This is a genomic window from Neptuniibacter marinus (genome assembly GCF_001597725.1).
In the GTDB taxonomy this organism is placed as follows: Bacteria; Pseudomonadota; Gammaproteobacteria; order Pseudomonadales; family Balneatricaceae; genus Neptuniibacter; species Neptuniibacter marinus.
This window is the reverse complement of the sequence record NZ_LUTR01000001.1, coordinates 278,683-298,105: the sequence shown is the minus strand read 5'-3', so window position 1 is coordinate 298,105 and position 19,423 is coordinate 278,683. Positions and strand designations below refer to the sequence as shown.

General features: G+C 42.2%; 14 protein-coding genes. 9 read left to right on the top strand and 5 right to left on the bottom strand.

Annotation, left to right across the window (positions count from 1 at the left end):
• Nucleotides 1-43 precede the first annotated feature (43 nt).
• Nucleotides 44-2,494, bottom strand: a complete 2,451-nt coding sequence (locus A3774_RS01325; RefSeq protein ID WP_067862228.1) for an EAL domain-containing protein — start codon at nt 2,492-2,494, stop codon at nt 44-46.
• Between the two features lie 13 nt (nt 2,495-2,507).
• On the bottom strand, nt 2,508-4,157 hold the full coding sequence (locus tag A3774_RS01320) for a FecR domain-containing protein (RefSeq protein ID WP_067862226.1): 1,650 nt from the start codon (nt 4,155-4,157) through the stop codon (nt 2,508-2,510).
• 271 nt (nt 4,158-4,428) lie between these two features.
• On the opposite strand from A3774_RS01320, the gene A3774_RS01315 reads away from it, so the two are divergent.
• The 6 genes from A3774_RS01315 to A3774_RS01290 all read left to right on the top strand — a co-directional run bounded on the left by A3774_RS01315 (nt 4,429) and on the right by A3774_RS01290 (nt 14,416).
• Nucleotides 4,429-5,262: a hypothetical protein gene (locus A3774_RS01315; protein ID WP_067862224.1), complete on the top strand. Its 834-nt coding sequence runs from the start codon at nt 4,429-4,431 to the stop codon at nt 5,260-5,262.
• 257 nt (nt 5,263-5,519) lie between these two features.
• Nucleotides 5,520-7,925: a putative bifunctional diguanylate cyclase/phosphodiesterase gene (locus A3774_RS01310; RefSeq protein ID WP_156473639.1), complete on the top strand. Its 2,406-nt coding sequence runs from the start codon at nt 5,520-5,522 to the stop codon at nt 7,923-7,925.
• 84 nt (nt 7,926-8,009) lie between these two features.
• A complete protein-coding gene (locus A3774_RS01305; protein ID WP_067862220.1) occupies nt 8,010-8,441 on the top strand; it encodes a hypothetical protein in 432 nt (143 codons plus the stop codon).
• A gap of 70 nt (nt 8,442-8,511) precedes the next feature.
• The gene (locus A3774_RS01300; protein ID WP_067862218.1) at nt 8,512-9,819 is read left to right on the top strand and encodes a TolC family protein; all 1,308 of its coding nucleotides are present in this window, start codon (nt 8,512-8,514) and stop codon (nt 9,817-9,819) included.
• Nucleotides 9,819-11,306: an efflux RND transporter periplasmic adaptor subunit gene (locus A3774_RS01295; RefSeq protein WP_067862216.1), complete on the top strand. Its 1,488-nt coding sequence runs from the start codon at nt 9,819-9,821 to the stop codon at nt 11,304-11,306. The genes A3774_RS01300 and A3774_RS01295 overlap by 1 nt, the downstream gene beginning before the upstream one ends.
• Nucleotides 11,303-14,416 carry an efflux RND transporter permease subunit gene (locus tag A3774_RS01290; protein WP_067862214.1) on the top strand — a complete coding sequence of 1,038 codons (3,114 nt, stop codon included), beginning with the start codon at nt 11,303-11,305 and terminating at the stop codon, nt 14,414-14,416. The genes A3774_RS01295 and A3774_RS01290 overlap by 4 nt, the downstream gene beginning before the upstream one ends.
• 157 nt (nt 14,417-14,573) lie before the next feature.
• Here the strand turns inward: A3774_RS01290 and A3774_RS01285 are convergent, their stop codons facing one another.
• Entirely contained in the window at nt 14,574-15,470 is an 897-nt protein-coding gene (locus A3774_RS01285) for a LysR family transcriptional regulator (RefSeq protein ID WP_067862213.1), read from the bottom strand.
• A 160-nt stretch (nt 15,471-15,630) separates the two neighbouring features.
• Here A3774_RS01285 and A3774_RS01280 point away from each other — a divergent pair, with 160 nt between their 5' ends.
• The 3 genes from A3774_RS01280 to A3774_RS01270 are packed head-to-tail and all read left to right on the top strand — an operon-like array spanning nt 15,631 to nt 18,088.
• Nucleotides 15,631-16,227: an FMN-dependent NADH-azoreductase gene (locus A3774_RS01280; RefSeq protein ID WP_067862211.1), complete on the top strand. Its 597-nt coding sequence runs from the start codon at nt 15,631-15,633 to the stop codon at nt 16,225-16,227.
• A gap of 26 nt (nt 16,228-16,253) precedes the next feature.
• The gene (locus tag A3774_RS01275) at nt 16,254-17,216 is read left to right on the top strand and encodes a glutathione S-transferase family protein (protein WP_067862210.1); all 963 of its coding nucleotides are present in this window, start codon (nt 16,254-16,256) and stop codon (nt 17,214-17,216) included.
• The gene (locus A3774_RS01270; RefSeq protein ID WP_067862208.1) at nt 17,213-18,088 is read left to right on the top strand and encodes a pirin family protein; all 876 of its coding nucleotides are present in this window, start codon (nt 17,213-17,215) and stop codon (nt 18,086-18,088) included. The genes A3774_RS01275 and A3774_RS01270 overlap by 4 nt, the downstream gene beginning before the upstream one ends.
• Here A3774_RS01270 and A3774_RS01265 read toward each other — a convergent pair.
• Nucleotides 18,030-18,806, bottom strand: a complete 777-nt coding sequence (locus tag A3774_RS01265; RefSeq protein ID WP_067862207.1) for a glycerophosphoryl diester phosphodiesterase — start codon at nt 18,804-18,806, stop codon at nt 18,030-18,032. The genes A3774_RS01270 and A3774_RS01265 overlap by 59 nt on opposite strands.
• The gene (locus tag A3774_RS01260; protein ID WP_067862205.1) at nt 18,803-19,420 is read right to left on the bottom strand and encodes a glutathione S-transferase family protein; all 618 of its coding nucleotides are present in this window, start codon (nt 19,418-19,420) and stop codon (nt 18,803-18,805) included. The genes A3774_RS01265 and A3774_RS01260 overlap by 4 nt, the downstream gene beginning before the upstream one ends.
• Nucleotides 19,421-19,423 lie beyond the last annotated feature (3 nt).

The window sequence follows — 19,423 nt, the reverse complement described above, 5'->3', positions numbered from 1 at the left end:
GTTGAACTAGGGGAGAAGTGAAGAGTTTATACATTTTTGCCTATTAAGCATTATTTATCGGAGAGCCTAGCCCTCTAGGGCTTTTTAATAGTTCGCTGATCTGTGCTTCAGGTAAAGGTTTGCTGAAGAGGAACCCTTGTAGCTCTTCACAGGTTTGCGTTAACAGGAAATTACGTTGCTGGGGAGTCTCTACACCCTCTGCAATCACTTGAAGATTAAGGCTGTGGGCCATTGTTATAATTGCTTGAGTGATTTCAGCACTTTCTACACTTTGCCCTAAATCACGCACAAAACTTTGGTCGATTTTTATACGATCTAACGGGAATTGCTTTAGGTAACTTAAAGAGGAATAGCCGGTACCAAAATCGTCTACGGCAATATTAATCCCAATATCTTTTAGCTCATGTAAAGTTTGAATGGTCGTCTCAAAGTTACTCATAAGAGCAGATTCTGTTAGCTCGAGCTCCAATAGGTGTGCAGGGAGCGCAGTGATATCCAATATTTGTTTTACACGCTCAACTATAAAATTATCATAAAATTGAATAGCTGAAATATTGATGGCTATACGTATCTCTTTTTTCAGGCCTTTGTTCCAAGTGACGGCTTGTTTACAGGCTGTTTCCAGTACCCAATCCCCTATAGACATAATTAGTCCAGTTTTCTCTGCAATAGGAATAAAAGATGCTGGGGATATGTTACCTCTTTCAGGATGTTTCCAGCGCAATAGTGCTTCTAGGCCGATTATTTCTCCGGTAGCGCTGATGACTTGAGGTTGATAATAGACTTCCAGTTGGTTCTGATTGAGGGCTAAGTGAAGGTCCCGCGTTAATGAGGATTCGTCGATAATTTCCTGTTTTAAATGCAACGAATAATAGTACAGCCCGCGCTTGTTGTTGGATTTTGCTTTATGCATGGCCGCATAGGCATTACTGATTAATATATCGGTACTGTCTCCATCTTGTGGGTAGGTACTGACACCAATTGAGGGTTTAAAGAAAAAATGATCGCCCTGTAATTCGCAAGGCAATTGTAGAAGTTGGATGAGACGGTGGCCGATTCTTGCAGTATCTGAAGGGGAGGACTGGTTGGTAATGATTGCAGCAAATTCGATTCCACTTAGTCGAGCGACTGGATGAGAAAACCCGACCGCTTTTTGTATTTGTTTTGCTGCCATGGCTAGAATTTCATCACCTGCATTGAGGCCTAAACGGTTATTAACTTCTTTGATGCCACTAAGTTGGATGATCAGCAGTGAAACATTTTGCGTGCTAGGTGTTTCTGTCAGTGTGCTCGCCAGTTGGTCCTTGAACATTGTTTTATTAGGTAGGTGCGTTATTGGATCAAAGTTAAGTTGCTGGTACACCTCGTTGTTAAGCTGCGTTAGTTTGTATTGGATTTCTAAGGAACGGCGCCAACTAAAGAGCGAGAAAACTAAAATCAGTACGAGCATAGTATTTGTTGGAGGAAGCCAAAGTTGAGCTTCACGTAAGAGAGTAAAGGATAAAACTAATGCTGCTAGCAATGTAAAAGGTAAGCTTATTGGAAAGTACCGTTTGGGGAGCACGATGGCAGCTAATACTAATAATGTAGTTAAAATGAGAGTGGATAAGTATTGTTGCCACGGTGTTATCTCAGTGATAAACCGGGATTCCAGTAATGCCGCCGCTATATTTGCATTGAGTTCTACGCCGGGCATCCGTTGATGGTGTCCAGAAACAGGGGTGCTTACGGCATCTCCCATTCCGGTCGCTGTCGCACCTACGAAGATTATTTTACCTTTTAAATGTTCTAGGCCTATCTTGCCACTCAAAACATCAATATATGAATAATGAGTGAAATGCCCTGGAGGGCCGTAAAAAGGGATTAGTAATGGAGTGCTACGGACCCAGCCGGTATCGCTGGATTGTGTTTTGTTTGGAGCGGGTATTAAAGGGTAATCGTGGATAGCTTGTTGAAGGGCAAGGCCTAATATAGGCCAATGAGCGTCACCTAAGCCAGCGTAGAGGTAAACCCGACGGCAGATGCCATCAATATCTAGCTCAGTATCAACATGAGCAAATCCGGCACTATACTCAGCAATGGTAGGGATGGGTAGTAGTTCGCTAATGTGTGAATTTACAGATTTCTCGGGTGCTACTGCCAGAAAAACGCGACCATTTTTTTCTATAGCTTCAGCAAATAAGCGGTCGTTCTCAAGGGATTCTTTTTCGGAAAATAAAATATCAAAGCCCACCGCTGTTGTTTGGGCTTGAGTTAGCCGATTAAGTAAATCTGCATGGACTGTTCGAGGCCATGGCCAGCGTCCCAGACGCGCAATGCTTTCTTCATCAATCGCAATAATAACGATCTCTTCAGGAGGCGGATGACTAGAGAAATTTAAAAAACTGTCGTAAATAATCAGATCTATGCGTTTAAGCACAGAACTGTTGAAGCTAACAACCAGCAATAACAACATTAAGCCTATAAGAAAAAGCTGGATACGGCGTTTATTCATAGTCTGTATATGTTCACAGCAACAATATAGTGGCTACAAAAGAACCAAAAACATAGATCCAGTTATCATTTGGTGGGGGTGTTAACTCTTGAGTAACACCCCAAGCACCGGCAAAACCATCTTCTGCTAGAGATCTAACGCGAACATATCTATATCCTTCAGGACGTTCCAGTGTAATCTCAGGTTTTGTTAGCTTTGAGTCTGTAATAATGGATTTAAATGCTGGATCTTTAGATATTTGTATTTGGTAGGATTCATCCGGTAAGCCTAAGGCCCATGAGAGTTTTATTTCACGTTCATTCTGGACGAGTGCGGGCTCGGGAGTCGCAGGAATTGGTTTTATGGTTAAACTACGTTGAGTGCTATAAGGCCCTAATTCTCCATCGCCAGCAAGACTGGCTACACGCCAGTAATAGGTGTTGGTGGGCAGTAGTTCGGATGCCGTAAATTGGTTGCTCGTTAATGAAGGGCGATCAAGTAATATGTTAGAAAACTGTTGATCGGACGCTATCTGTAATCGGTAGCTGACCGCTTCGCTGGATTGGGTCCATTCCAATACAGGGGCTTCCCCACGTATTGTAGCCTTATTATTTGGTGCCATAGGGAAAGGCGGTTGAGGGTGTGCATTGAGTGTGAATGTTTGTACGCGTTCTATACCCTCAATTCCATGCTTATCGACAGCACGCAGTTGTAGAAAGTATATATCATCACTTAGGTCAGGAAGGCTGATGGCATTTCGTTCACTGTCACTATCCCATAACACTGTACTAAACTCATTTGACTCTGCAATGATGAAACGATAACGCTGCGCACCCTCTATAGCTTCCCAGCGGATTTGAGAACCAATGGTTTCGATCGGCTGTGGGTAGGCTAATAGTTTAGGAGCGGGTAGGAGCTTTTTAGGTTTTAATGGCGCTTTATTTTTAACAACATGAGTCCCGTAGCCAGCACGAACTAAACGGGTAGTTTTAGCACCTCTTACAGCGACGCCACCTTCCAATACCTCAATATTTGAGCTCGTATCATCCGCCGTATAAGAGGTTCGAAAGCGAGTTCCCCTGACGGCAGAGATCGCAGCGGGTGTATGGATTTCGAAACGGGAAGCACTACCTTTTTGTGTTTCAGCATGACTCTCTACATCACCTGATATGAGGCGAATTCTTGAATCCACCATTCCAGTCTCACCATATTTCGTCATATGGTTAAAATCGATTTTAGAATTTTGCAATACTCGTATTTCACTACCATCAGCAAAGCGAATTAATACACTGCTTTGTGAATAGGTTTCTAAATGATCGCCAAGATTAAGCTGTTGGCCTACACTGACTTGTTGTGAATCCGTTCCCTCTTGGTTTCGGGTGACTACATCCCCTTCAAATTTGATGACTTGTGCTGATGCTGGCTGAGATTTTATCCAATGAATAGGGATACGTAATTTTGTGTTTTCAGGAATGCGTTTAGGGTCAGCGATATTATTAATCTTCTGAAGTTGTTTCCAGTAAGATGTTTTGTAAAGGTGTTTTTCACTGAATTCAGACAGTGTGTCTCCTTGAACGACACTGTAAATCCACTCTTGCGCTATAGCTGAAGGCGTGTTGAAGAGTAGGGTCAACAATACCACTGAAGCAGATTTTTTGTAAAAGTTGAGTATTGTTGTGTCCATGCGAGTACTCCAGAGATTACGTCCATTATTAATCCTAGTCGAGGAATCTTTTTAATGCCGCTCAAGTGATAGAATTAATCCCTCTATTTGCTATTTATATCAGCTTTTAGAGTTAGATGCTTTATCCTGTTAAGTATTTATTAAGGTGGGGGGGTAAATAGGCTTTTCGTTTTTATTTTGCGCTCTATCTCCCTGAAAAAAGTGAATCGCTTTTACTCCTTAATAAGTTTGATTATTCTGAGTTAAATAATATTGTTAGGAATGACCTTAGATGTCTGATAAATCACATCCACTTTCAACTTCAGCCCTTGCTAAGACGCTCGATAAAACGACTAAGCAGATGTTTACTGAGCTGGAATCACTCGGTTGGATCAAACGTGTAGATGATAGTTGGTTATTAACATCTAAAGGTGAGTTCGAAGGAGGGACTTACCGTGAAAGTGCCAAGTTTGGTCGTTACATTATTTGGCCAAGTGAGACTGTCACACATCGAGCTTTAGTGAGCGTTGATTCTCATCTATTATCTTTTGATTATTTGGCTACTCAACTGTTGTTATCTGATCGCACTATTGTATTACTTTTGCAAGAATTAGGTTGGATTAAGGCGGGTCGAAAGGGCTGGCTGTTAACCGCTTTAGGTGAAGCTGCGGGCGGTTTTCAGCGAGAAAATAGGTCTACAGGTATTCCTTATATCATGTGGCGAGAGGATGTTTTAGACAACAGCATATTAACTGCACGAGTGACCAGCTTCCAACAGGGTTCTGAGGGAAAAAACGATTATCTTTGTTGTGATGGCCATAATGTTACTTGTGAAGCGGAGAGGAAGATTGATAATTGGCTCTATCTGTCCGGCTTGTTGCATGCCTATCGGACAGGTTTGCCGTGCGAGGGAGATTTAGATGCCGATTTTTATCTACCTCAACATCAGCTTTATATTGAGTATTGGGGTAAAGAAACGCCTAAAAGTATGTTGTCAGCAAAGATCGAGAAAAAGGAGAAATTTATTAAAATGGGGGTCGATCTTATTGAATTGAATGACGAAGAGGTGGCAAATCTTGATGAGGCACTTCCTCGAATGTTATTGAAATATAACATAGAGGTATGATGTTCATTCAGGCTTAAGCGATAGCTTTATATTATATTGCTGAGTCTGAGGAAAAAAGCTGATTATTAGCTAGAATATAAGTACTCACAATAGGATATTAAGTGATAGGTCAGTAGCCAATAGAAACTTACTTTTATTACTTAAAGCGCTAAATGATTTATGAGATTACCACTGTTAATATCTGATTTAGGCAAGCGCCTAACATAATAGGAAGTGTTATCTACTTGAAGAACCAGAGCCCTAGAGTAAGAAATAGGTTGGCGATAAAGCTTGCCCAATATACAGTGTTGATGGCGTTTATTATTGGCTTCTTCTTGAGTGCGTTACATGTACTAGAAGACTATAGCACGCAAGGTAGCCGGTTAGATCAAACCGTCATTGATATACTGGATGCGAGTAAGCCTCCGGCTGCGCGCGCGGTCCATACTTTAGATCAGGCGCTTGCCCAAGAAGTTGTTAATGGGCTCATGAAATACCCCTTCATCTCCAAAGTGCAAATTAAAGATGAGTTAGGTGAGGTTTTAGCAGAGCAAGAAGCCACGCAGCAAAAGACTAAAACGCAATGGTTGACGGAAGTTATTTCAGCTAAATATAAAGATTATACTTTAGCACTTAGGGCCCCTGGATTTGCTAGCCTTGAGCCTGGTAGTCTTAAAATTGTTGTGGATCAAGATCTCGCGTTACAGCCCTTTTTTGAACGTGCTTCAACTGTGTTAGTCTCGGGTATCATTCGTAACATTCTCCTAGCGGTATTTTTAATAGCGCTTTTCCACGTATTTTTAACTAAGCCCTTAGCCTTGTTAGCTAAACAATTTGCTGAGTTTAGGTTAGAGGAAAGTGAGGGTAAATACCTTGAAGTACCCGAGCAGCATAAAGGTACTGAGTTAGGCCAACTTAGTGATGTCGGCAATGAGTTTATTCATACAGCGCAAAAACTTCTAAATGATAAAAAGAGTAGTAACTTAGCGCTTAGGCAAAGTGAAAGCCTGTTGAAGCAAGTTATCAATCAAGCTCCCCAGTTGATTGTGGCGCTGAATAGTAAAGGCCAAGTGTTATTTTGTAATCAACAGGTTGCTGAGTTTTATAACGTATCGGTAGAGTCTTTAGTGGGTGTCGCTATATCGGATTTCCACCCGTTTCAAGATGAAGTAGAGCGGATGCATGCTATCCGCCGTAGTGTTGAAGCCAATAATGCGCCGGTTGATATAACTGAGTTTTCTTGGTCTCGCGAAAATAGCGAACAATTACACTTCTCAATTCATGCCTCTCCATTCGAGTATTTTTCTGAGCCTGCAACGCTGGTTGTGGCGACTGATATAACGAGTCAGAAAGTAGTCCAAGATCATATTAGCCATATAGCTAACCACGATAATTTAACCGGATTACCCAATCGGGTATTACTAAACGACCGACTATCTAGATCAATTTTAAGTTGTGAGCGAAATGGCGTTTATAACGCACTGTTGTTTATTGATTTGGATCATTTTAAAACGATTAACGATTCACTTGGACATGGTATTGGTGATTTGTTACTCAAAGAGGTAGCGGAGATACTCAAAGGACAAGTGCGTGCAAATGATACAGTCGCTCGTTTGGGGGGGGATGAGTTCGTTATTTTGTTGGAGTTTCTTCATGACAACCAAGAACGAATCAAGACTGATGTTCAGATAATCTGCGATAAATTATTAGAAATACTCTCTCAGCCTATAGATATTAAACAGCATAAATTAAGAATAGGGGCGAGTATAGGTGTAGTTATCTTTCCAATCGAAGGGAAAGATATTGATGACTTAATGAGGTTTGCTGATACCGCTATGTATCATGCGAAAGAGAACGGTCGCAACGGTTATGCCTTTTATCATCGTTCCATGTCGTTAGCTGTTGAAAAACAACAGCATATGGAAAATGAGCTTCATCGAGCATTGGAGCAAGAGGAGTTTCGTATTCATTACCAGCCTCTAGTTAATGTTACAGGGGCCATTGTAGGGTTTGAGGCTTTAATTCGTTGGCAGCATCCAGAAAAAGGCTTAATGCCTCCAATCGAGTTTATTCCTAGTCTTGAAACAAGCGGCATGATTGTTCCGGTTAGTAATTGGTTATTAGCAAAATGCAGTCGTCAGATAGAAACGTGGAAAGCTGAGGGTTTTTGGCAGGATGGCTGGTACACCTCAATTAATATTAGCCCTTTACAGTTTTACCAAGCGGATATGGTGATTACCTTACAGCAACTCATTGTAGGTGGTGGGGCTAACCTCTCTGACATCTGTTTAGAAATTACCGAAACGGTTGCAGTCGAAAATATTGAATTTGCAAAGTCGCGCTTACAGAAAATTAGGAAACTTGGTATCACTATCGCGCTAGATGATTTTGGGACAGGCTATTCCTCATTAAGTTACCTTAAAAATCTACCCATCGATATAGTGAAGATAGATCGCTCTTTTATTCAGGAGCTAGATGCTCATAATAATAGCCGATCCATAGTCGAAGCTGTTGCCTCAATCGCTAAAGCCTATAATTTGGTGGTACTTGCTGAGGGTATAGAAACTAAAGAGCAATTAGAGATAGCACATGATATTGGATGTCATGTATTTCAGGGGTTCTATATTGAACGTCCACAGGCAGCGGAGCGACTGCAGAATGAATATCTCTCTAAAGGGGGGTAGGGAGCTTTTGTCTTGTTCGCTTTATCTATAGATTGAACATCTTTATTCAGGTAAAGTTTATACACCTTCCTAGGATATAGCTTAATGGGTTATTCAAACATACTGACAAAGCGTGGACGTGTTATAGCAGCTTTTAGCCTGCTATTTTTTATCGTCTATTGTTCGGCGGGTGTATGTACCAATCTACTAAGTGTTCCTGTTTCAGATGGCGTTGTTGTATCAAACGGTGTTGATCACAGTCAGCATATGTCCATAGACAGTAAGTTTAATGAGCATTGTGGCAATAGTGGTATTAGCTGCGAATGGAGTGTTAATCCTGTTGCTGATCCTATAGATGATGCTACACCTTTATCTAGTTTTTTCTTTCTTTTCGCTTTAGGGGTAACGGCCCTTCTATTTAATTTGCGGTCGGATTTTAGGCAGCGAATTGTCTTTCTGTTTGCGTTTGCTCGACAGCAATTCTTTCAACGAAGTTTCCCACGTCTACATATACAACAGGCTGTTTTCCTTAATTAAATCGCGTCTCGTTTTGATAAACAGTGCTCTTTATTTAGAGCGTTATTTTCATATCGTTTGAGACCGGTTTATGTATATATCTCCTTTTTTATTAATGGCGTTTTTAGCCGTTTTTTCGATCTCCGCTCATGCTGATTTAAGCCTAGAAAAGGCGCTCACTGAAGCTTTAGCTCATGATCATTGGCTTGTGAGTAACCAGTATCAGGAGCAAGCAATTCGTTCTAGTGCTATTGCTAGTGGACAATTACCTGATCCTAAGCTTCGTATAGCATTGGCTAACTTACCGATGGATAGCTTTGATTTTAATCAAGAAAATATGACCCAATTACAATTTGGTGTTTCTCAGCAATTTCCGCGAGGAGATAGCTTAGAGATTAAGCAACGTCAGTTAAATTTAATGGCAGATCAAAAGCAGTTGGAGCGTTATGAACGAAGGGCTCTGATCAAGAAAAAGGTCGGCCAGTTATGGGTACAACTTCATCAGTATCAAGAACAGATAAAGTTGTTGGTGGATAACCAACATATATTCAATGAGTTGTTGACTATTAGCCAAGCTAATTATCGTAGCGGGAAAATACAAGGTTACGAGTTGTTAGATGCTGAATTGAAACTTACTCAGTTGCAGGATCGTATTGCTAAATTAGAGCAACTTAAAAACCAAACGCACGGTCGCTTATCTGAATGGCTAACGGTTCACGGAAGGGTGGGGCCGCTTTCTTCTGAGTTACCTGAAATAAAAATGATACTGACTGACGAACAGTTAAACAGTGAAGATAAAGTCTATCAGGCATTATTGCGACATCCTGTATTACAACGCCTTGAGCAAGGTGTAGATATACAGCAGAAAGCGGTTGATTTAGCGGATGAAGCTTATGAACCAAGTTTTAAAATCGATGCTAATTATGGGTATAGAGATAATATGTCGATGGGCATAGAGAGATCTGACTTTTTTAGTATGGCGGTTACGTTTGATCTACCTATCTTTCCTGAAAAACGGCAAGACGCACATAGAAATGCAGCTATTAACCTGCGTGAAGCAGCAAAAGAGCAACGTTTACTTAATGCGCGTCAAATGAAGTCTACATTTGATTTTGAGCGGGCTAATTTAGCTGGGTTAGAGCAACGTATCATAATTTATAACCGTGGTTTTTTACGCCAATTAAAAGAAAAACGCATAGCTGCATTAAAGGCCTATGGGGCTTCGACTGCTCGGTTTGCTGATATTTCTGCCGCCGCGATCAGCGAACTGGAAGTTAAACTTCAGAAAGTCGCCTTACTTCATGAGCGAGCATCAACCCTATTTCGCCTCAATTACTTATTGGCGGGGGTCGATCCTGAATTGCGATTATTGTCGCCACGTTACTTGGAGTCAAAGTAATGAAAAAACTTATTTTTATTCTAGCTTCTTTATGTGTGGGATTAGTGATCGGTTATTTAGTAGCGGGTGCTGCATCTGATAAGGGGACGGCCTCGCTTACTGAAAGTAAAGAGGATGAACCGCTGTATTGGGTTGCTCCAATGGATGCGAATTTTAAACGAGATAAGCCCGGCTTATCTCCTATGGGTATGGAGCTAGTGCCCGTTTATGCGGATAACCTTGCGGAAAAAGAGATGCCTGGAACCGTGAGAATTCGGTCGGAGGTGGTTCATAATTTAGGCGTTAAAACGCAAGCCGTTTTATTTAGCCCGTTACAAGAACAGATTAAAGCGGTGGGTTATATAGGGTTCAATCAAGATAAAATGATAGATGTTCATTCACGTATATCCGGTTGGGTTAAGTTTGTAGCTGTAGGCGCTCCGGGTGAGTATGTAGAAGAAGGAACTCTGTTATATAGAGTGTATTCTCCAGAGTTAGTGAATGCCCAAGAGGAATTTATAGCGGCCCTTAAAAATAATAATCGTTTTTTACTACAGGCGAGTCAAAGTAAGCTTCAGTCACTTGGTGTAGCGCAACGCTTTATTAATGAGTTAAAAAAGGCAAAAAAAATCTATCAAGATGTGCCTGTGTATACGCCGCAGTCAGGGTATGTTGGCGAGTTAAATTTGCGTAAAGGGATGTTTATTAATCCCTCTATTAAGCTGATGAATATTGGCTCTTTAGATCAAGTTTGGGTGATAGCCGAAGTATTTGAGAGGCAGGCTCATTTGATAAATCAAGGTGACTTGGTTGAGATGAGTTTAGACTACCTTCCTGCTAAAGCATGGTCAGGGCAGGTTGATTATATTTACCCGGTGCTCGATAAAAATACGCGTACGCTCCAGGTGCGTATACGGTTTGATAACCCTGATTTGCTTTTAAAACCCGATATGTTTGCGAGTGTGACGATTCTATCTCGTCCTACCGAGCCGATATTAAGCGTTCCATCTTCATCGGTGATTGTAACGGGCACGCAAGAGCGAGTGGTCGTTTCTCTAGGTGAAGGGCGCTATAAATCAGTGGAAGTTAAGGCGGGAGGGCGATTTGTTGATCGAACGGCTATTTTTGAAGGGCTTTACCCTGATGATCGAGTTGTGACTTCAGCGCAGTTCCTTTTGGATTCTGAATCGAGTCTTAGTTCAGATTTTTCACGTATGACTCCGTCATCTATGGGGTCGATTGAATCTGTATGGGTGATGGCAGAGATTCAAAATATAGACCCACAGAAGCGTACGCTTACACTTGCACATAAGGCGATACGTGAATGGGAACAGCCGGCTATGACTATGGAAGTCCCTTTAGCAGAAGAGCTTGATATGAGCCCTTTTAGGGAAGGAGATTCTATTCAGGTACTTCTTAAAGGGGGCAATATGGGCAACCTTAAGCTCATTGATTTTGTTGTGCCTCGCCCGAAAGCACCTAATAGCTCTGTTGGGGGTGCTTTATGATTAAGACGTTGATCTATTGGTCGATTAAAAATAGGTTTTTTGTTTTATTGGCAACATTTATTTTAGTTGGTTGGGGAGCCTTTGCGGTTAAAAATACCCCTATAGATGCAATTCCGGATCTATCTGATGTGCAAGTCATTATTAAAACCAATTATCCAGGACAGGCACCTCAAGTTGTTGAGGATCAAGTCACCTACCCTCTGACAACGGCCATGTTGTCGGTTCCTGGTGCTAAAACTGTACGGGGTTTCTCATTTTTTGGTGATTCCTATGTGTATGTGATTTTTGATGAAGATACTGATCTTTATTGGGCTCGTAGTCGAGTTTTGGAATATCTAAGCCAAGTTGCCTCTAAACTGCCTGATAGTGCTAAACCCCAATTGGGGCCTGATGCGACCGGTGTCGGCTGGGTATATCTGTATGCGTTGGTAGACCGTACAGGCCAACATGATTTAGCGGAGCTAAGAAGTCTCCAAGACTGGTTTTTGAAATATGAATTGCAAACAGTCCCCGGAGTGTCTGAAGTCGCACCAATTGGAGGAATGGTTAAACAATATCAAGTTAAAGTAGACCCCAATAAACTACGCGCTTTTGATATTCCTCTCTCTCATATTAGTCAAGCGATTAAGCGTGCGAACCAAGAAACTGGCGCATCAGTTATCGAAATGGCTGAAGCTGAATATATGGTACGTGCAACTGGTTACTTAGATGGTATAGATGCGATTAAAACTATACCACTGGGAGCAACCGTTAATGGCACACCAATCTTGCTTAAAGATTTAGCTGATGTAGAGATAGGTCCGCAGATGAGGCGAGGCATAGCTGAGTTAGATGGTGAAGGTGAAGCTGTTGGCGGTGTGGTTGTTATGCGTTTTGGCGAAAATGCACAAACAACCATAACAAGCGTAAAAGAGAAACTTGAAGAACTTAAACGTAGTCTCCCTGCAGGCGTAGAGGTTGTGACAGTTTATGACCGATCAGGTTTGATCGAGAGAGCTGTAGATAACCTTTTCGAGAAGCTGATTGAAGAGTTTATTGTTGTGATTGTGGTTTGTGCAATCTTCCTTTTCCATTTTCGTTCCTCTTTAGTAGTGATTATTAGTCTACCTGTAGGCATTTTAGTAGCGTTTATTGTGATGTTTTACCAAGGAATCAACGCCAATATTATGTCGTTGGGCGGGATAGCTATAGCGATTGGAGCCATGGTTGATGGTGCGATTGTGATGATAGAAAATGTCCATAAACATATCGAACGCACCCCCTTGACGGAAGAGAACCGTTGGCGAGTGATTGCTGATGCCTCAGCAGAAGTGGGGCCTGCCCTTTTCTTTAGTCTGTTAATTATCACCATGAGCTTTTTACCCGTGTTTACCTTAGAGGCTCAAGAGGGACGTATGTTCTCGCCTCTTGCATACACTAAAACTTATGCGATGGCCGCTGCCGCTGGTTTAGCTGTTACATTAATACCTGTGTTAATGGGCTACTGTATTCGCGGCAATGTGTTACCTGAGCATAAGAACCCCATAAACCGCTTATTGTTAGCTACATATCTTCCAGTCATTCGCGCTGTACTTACATGGCCGAAAGTGACCGTTGCTTGTTCTATATTGGTAACGGCTTTAGGGTTTTGGCCGTTAGATAAAATTGGTAGTGAGTTTATTCCTCCTTTGGATGAGGGAGACTTAATGTATATGCCAACAACCTATCCCGGAATCTCTATTGGTAAGGCTCGGGAGTTGCTCCAGCAGACTGATAAATTAATTTCAACTGTGCCAGAAGTTGAGAGAGTATTTGGGAAAATGGGCAGGGCAGAAACCGCAACAGATCCTGCACCTTTAACGATGATAGAAACCTTTATTACGCTTAAGCCAAAGGAGCAGTGGCGAGAGGGAATGACAACTAAAAAACTTACTAAAGAGTTGGATGATTTAGTTAAGTTGCCGGGCCTGACTAATGCGTGGGTCATGCCCATTAAAACTCGTATAGACATGTTAGCCACAGGTATTAAAACCCCGGTGGGTTTGAAGGTTTCAGGGCCAGATCTGAAAGTTATCCAATCGATAGGGGTGCAGTTAGAAAAGGTACTTGCCGAGCTTGAAGGTACAGCATCTGTTTATTCTGAACGAGTCGCTGGTGGTCGTTATATAAAAGTAGATATTCAACGAGATAAAGCTGCTCGCTATGGGCTTAATATTGCAGATGTACAAGCTGTAATTACGAGTGCTATAGGAGGAACTAATGTCTCCCAATCTGTTGAAGGTTTAGAACGATATCCTATTAATGTACGTTATTCGCAGGATTACCGTAACTCAATTGAAGGACTAAAGTTGCTACCACTCATTACCAGTAAAGGGGCGCGTATTGCTTTAGCTGATGTGGCAAATATCTTTATTGAAGATGGGCCGCCTGGGATTAAAAGTGAGAACGCGCGTCCCAATGGATGGACTTATGTCGATATAGAGGGCAGAGACTTAGGTAGTTACGTTGATGAGGCTCAAAGAGTGGTTGCCGATAAAGTAACGCTTCCTCCGGGGTACGCTATTAATTGGTCTGGTCAGTACGAGTACTTAATTCGAGCTAAAGAGCGGCTGAGCTATGTGGTACCACTGACATTAGCAATTATTGTCATTCTGCTTTACCTGAGCTTCCGTCGGTTTTCTGAAGTGGTCATGATTATGGGTACGCTGCCATTGGCGTTAATTGGTGGTATTTGGATGTTATATCTGAATCAATTTAATTTCTCTGTTGCCGTGGGAGTTGGGTTTATTGCATTGGCAGGCGTGTCGGTTGAAATCGGTGTCATTATGTTGGTTTATCTAAACCAAGCCTATGAAGAGAGCCTTAAAAGTGGTCGTGATAGGTTTACCTTGGAAAAGCTTCGTAGCGCTGTTGTAAATGGTGCGGGCATGCGTGTACGTCCTGTAATGATGACTGTTGCGGCTGTTATAGCAGGTCTATTACCTATTATGTATGGGGAAGGTGCGGGTTCTGAAATTATGCAACGCATCGCGGCCCCAATGATAGGTGGGATGGTGAGTGCAGTGATACTGACCTTAGTGCTGTTACCTGCGGTTTATTACTTATGGCGAAAACGGCAGCATAAGCTCTAACTTTTATAGTTAACCATATGATTTAAAAAAGCCTGAATAAAGCGGTAAAAGTTAGGTCAATGTGTTTTAAGCTTTTACCGCTTTTACCGCTTTTACCGCTTTTACCGCTTTTTAGCTATAGAGCCTCTTATCAGTCTTTCTAGATAAAGGTCTTTAGTTAAAAATCTGAGTCCATTATTTTAGCCATACGCGTGCTCAAAAGGTTGCCAAATAATTTGGCGGCAGGTCCTGCATAATCGCCTGCGGAGTAGATTAGGTTCAATTGCACATCTCTTTTATTTCCTATTTCTAAATTTAGCGGTTTTAGTCGCCCTTCTTTGATTTCTTGTTGTATTTTTAGCGTTGGGAACCAAGCATAGCCTAAGCCTTTGCAGGCAGCGTCGATCGATGTGCGTATATGGCCTACTGTTAATCGGTGTTGTGCACCTAACCATCCTGCATCTAAATCTCTACTGCCCGAATCTTTTATTACCAGCTGCCTATGTAGACGAAGATCTTGATAGTTTAAGGGTCTGTTGAGTTGATGCAAAGGGTGAGATGGGCTGGCTACTGCATGGAAGCTAACCAGTAAAAGGGGATCTCCTAGAAAACCTGGAGGAATGCGGCCACCGATCACCAGATCGGCCTCTTTTTTTAAAAGCGCTTCATCTGTACCACTGAGAACGGTTTCCATTAGCTCAATACGGGTTAAGGGGTGCTCTTTAGTGAATTGTTCAATAACGTCTAGCATGATCCATTCAGGAAATAAGACGTCCATAGCAATACGTAATTCGGGCTCCCAACCTTCGGCAAACTGCTGGGCTTGAGCTTCCATCTGATTGGCTTCTTCAAGTAGAACGGTGGCCCGTTGATATAAGGTTTTTCCTGCGGGAGTAAGGATCGCTTTGCGTCCTGCTATTGCAAATGCTCTGACATTTAGGCTGTTTTCTAATTTTTGAATCGCATAGCTTACCGTTGATTGGCTTTTATTCATTGCTTCTGCCGCTGCTGCATAGCCGCCCTTATCTACAACCGAGATCAGTGTTTGCCATTGTTCTAAGGTTACGGTTGGCATAGTTGCTCCTTTGTCGAATGAATCTACATTTAGCTATGATGTATCTAAAAATTAGATCATATTAAGCTATTTTTCGCTATTTATAATCGTCTTTATAAATATAAGAATGTGCATATCAACTTAACTACGCATTAAATGCGATGAATAGAGGGAGCCGGTTATGGCCACATTACTTCATATTAAAACCAGTATTTTTGGCGACGAAGGAAAATCAAGCCAGCTTGCCGCTAAGTTTATTGAGCAGTGGAAGCAAACGAATAAGGATGGTGCTGTAGTTGTTAGGGATCTGATCGTAGAAGATTTACCCCATTTAGATAGTTTTGTTGTTGGTGCGTTAATGACGCCAGAAGAAGAGCGTTCAGCGGCTCAGCAAGTCTTAGTTGATCGTTCAGATGAGTTTATTCGTGAAATTAGAGCGGCAGATAAAATAATTATCGGCGTACCTATGTATAACTTTTCTATACCGACACAGATGAAAGCTTATTTTGACCTCCTAGCTAGAGCTGGCGTTACTTTTAAGTATACGGAGAATGGTCCTGTAGGTTTGATTGAAGATAAGCCTGTTTATCTGTTTGCTACACGTGGTGGCCTTTACAAAGATAACGGCATTGATTTTCAAATACCTTTTGTTAAGCAGTTTTTAGGTTTTATTGGCCTAGAGAGTGTAGAGGTTATCTTTGCTGAGGGACTAAATATGGGAGAGGTTGCTGCTAAGTCTTTAGCTCAGGCTGAAAAACAGATTGCAGAGATTAGCTAATATAGGTTGAGTGCGGAGGAGATCTAATGGGATTATTGGTTGAAGGTCAATGGCGTGATCAATGGTATGACACGACGCGTAGTAAAGGTGAATTTGTCCGTTCAGCTTCTCAATTCAGACATGTGATTACAGCTGATGAGGATGCTGATTTTAAGGCTGAGGCGGGTCGCTACCACCTTTATATTTCTTTGGCTTGTCCTTGGGCACACCGCACGTTGATTATGCGTCAATTGAAAGGGTTACAGCATCTTATTAGTGTGGATGTTGTGGATCCGCTTATGCATGAAAGTGGTTGGACTTTTGATAAGCATTTTCCCAATAGTACAGGAGATAGCCAGTTTGCTTATGAGTATCTCTATCAGCTTTATACCCATACAGATCCAAATTATAGCGGTAGGGTGACAGTGCCCATTTTGTGGGACAAAAAGAAGGAGGTGATCGTTAATAATGAGTCAGCAGATATTATTCGTATTTTTAACTCCGCCTTTGATCATTTAGGTGCAATTACAGGAGATTACTTTCCTGTAGAACTACAGGAATCTATTGATACTATTAATGATTTTATCTATGAATTCGTTAATAACGGTGTTTATCGGGCGGGGTTTGCAACTTCACAACCTGCCTATGACAGTGCGGTGAAGAAATTATTTAATGCGTTAGATCAGCTCGAAGAGCAGCTGAGTAGTCGGCGTTATTTAGTGGGTAACCAATTAACTGAAGCGGATATACGGCTATTTACCACTTTGATTAGATTTGATCCCGTTTATGTAACGCATTTTAAGTGTGATTTAAAACGGATTGCCGATTACCCCGCGCTTTCAGGTTATCTACGGGACATCTATCAGCTTGAAGGGATCGCAGAGACAGTTAATCTGGAGCATATTCGTCATCACTACTATCGTAGTCATAAGACGATTAATCCTACGGGAGTTATTTCTATAGGGCCAGAATTCGATCTTGATTTACCCCACGGGAGGGCGTCTTTATGATCAGTCGTGATCCTAAGCGGGAAATAAATCGAGTTATTCCTGCGGTGGATAGTCAAGATGGAGCAGGGGTTAGGTTAAAACGTAGTATCGGGCGTAACCCGTCGGCTCGTTTAGATCCATTTTTGATGCTGGATGCTTTTTCGACAGATAATCCTGATGACTATATGGCTGGTTTTCCTCCCCATCCTCATCGAGGTTTTGAAACAGTGACCTATATGCTCAATGGGCATATGATTCATAAAGATCATTTAGGTAATGAAGGGGAACTTCGATCCGGTGGTGTCCAATGGATGACGGCAGGCAAAGGGGTTGTTCATGAGGAGCGTCCTGTAGCGATTGAGGGGCTGATGCGAGGCTTTCAGTTATGGATAAACCTGCCAGCTAAGGACAAAATGAAACCGGCTGCCTACCAGAATATTGAACCTGAGGATATTCCTCACATAGAGCTAATGGGCGGTGCTGCACTCAAGTTAATCGCGGGTAGTTTGACCTTGGGTGACATCACCTATCAAGGCCCCATTTGCGTAGAGGAGACTCAGCCCTTATATGTGGATCTGCAATTGCAGCCGGGCACGACCGTTGAGCTGCCCATACCGCCTAGCCATAATGCGTTTATTTATCTGTTTGAAGGTAAAGCAACAGTGGAAGGGCAGCCTTTGTTAATTGATGCCGCGAATCGGCTATCGAGCGGATCAACGGTATCGATTACTGCACCTGAGAATGATGTTGATAACGCTATTACTCGATTGCTGCTACTGGGGGGTAAGCCTATAGGTGAGCCCGTTGCACAGTATGGTCCGTTTGTAATGAATACTATGGAAGAGGTTGAACAGGCGATTGCTGATTATCGTGCAGATCGTTTGGTTGATTAAAGGAGGTCATAATGAAAGGATTATCGGTAAAAATACCATCAACTCCTAATGCAAATAGTCGATCAGCTTGTTCAGGATCATTACAGGTATAGCAGTATAAATCATAGCCTGAGGCCTTCACGTCTTGAATGTCTGCTTGGGTCATAGCGTTGCAATCGCAGTGTATGCTACAAGCTTGAATTGAGGCTGCTTGTAAATGCCATCGTTCAGGCAGGTAATCGTACAGTAATCCAATATTCGCCTGAGCGTCTAAGGCGCGATAAGCACTCAGGGCTTCATGGTCAAAGCTGCTGATAATTAACTTATCTGGATCGTGCCAATAGACAGATATCATTTGAAAGGCTGCGGCGGCGGTTAGTTCAGATTCACCATCACGGGGTTTTAGTTCTAAATTTAGCCCTAAGTTTAACGTTTGGCAGAGTAAGAGGGCATCGGATAGCAGTGGTAGTTTTTCGTTGTGCCATTCCTGACTAAACCAACTTCCGGCATCTATTTGAAGTAGATCAGTGAGCGTCGAGCGCGATAAAGAACCGCTGTAGTTTGTACAGCGATCAAATTCATGGTCATGGGAAAGTACGGGGGTTCTGTCACCGAGAAGGGATAGATCAAGTTCTACCCATTTAAGACCACAAGCTGAGGCTTTTCGAATACCCGCTAAAGTGTTTTCTGGTGCGAGAGCCGCGGCACCTCGATGGCCGATAATGCGGTCTGCTATCACGGAACTTGCATTCCGCGTTTCACAAATTCGATATCATTCATACGTTCCATCCATGCATTAACAAAGGGGAATAGCTCAGGATCGACAGATTGCCATTCATAGCGCATAGCCCAAGGATAGATAGCAAAGTCGGCTATAGATAAATCATCACCGATAATGAACGATTTATTTTCGAGCTGGGTATTTAAAACGCGCCATAACCGTTGAGCTTCTGTGTTGAAGCGCTGTTTTGCGTAGGGCACATCTTCTTTAGCAAATTTATTGAAATGGTGTGCTTGCCCGAGGAATGGACCAAAGCCGCCCATCTGCCACATCAACCACTGAAGACATTCCAGCCGAGCTATAGGATCCGTAGGTATAAACTCATCGTTTTTTTCTGCTAAGTAGATAAGTATGGCGCCACTTTCGAAAAGTTCGACTGTTTCGCCATTAGGCCCTTCAGGATCGATAATAGCGGGTATTTTATTATTGGGGCTTATTTTTAAAAAAGAGGCTTCAAACTGGTCGTTTTCTAAAATATTAACCGGATGAACTCTATAAGGTAGTCGCAATGCTTCAAGCATAATTGAAATTTTGCGGCCGTTAGGGGTTCCCCACGTATACAGGTCAATCATTCG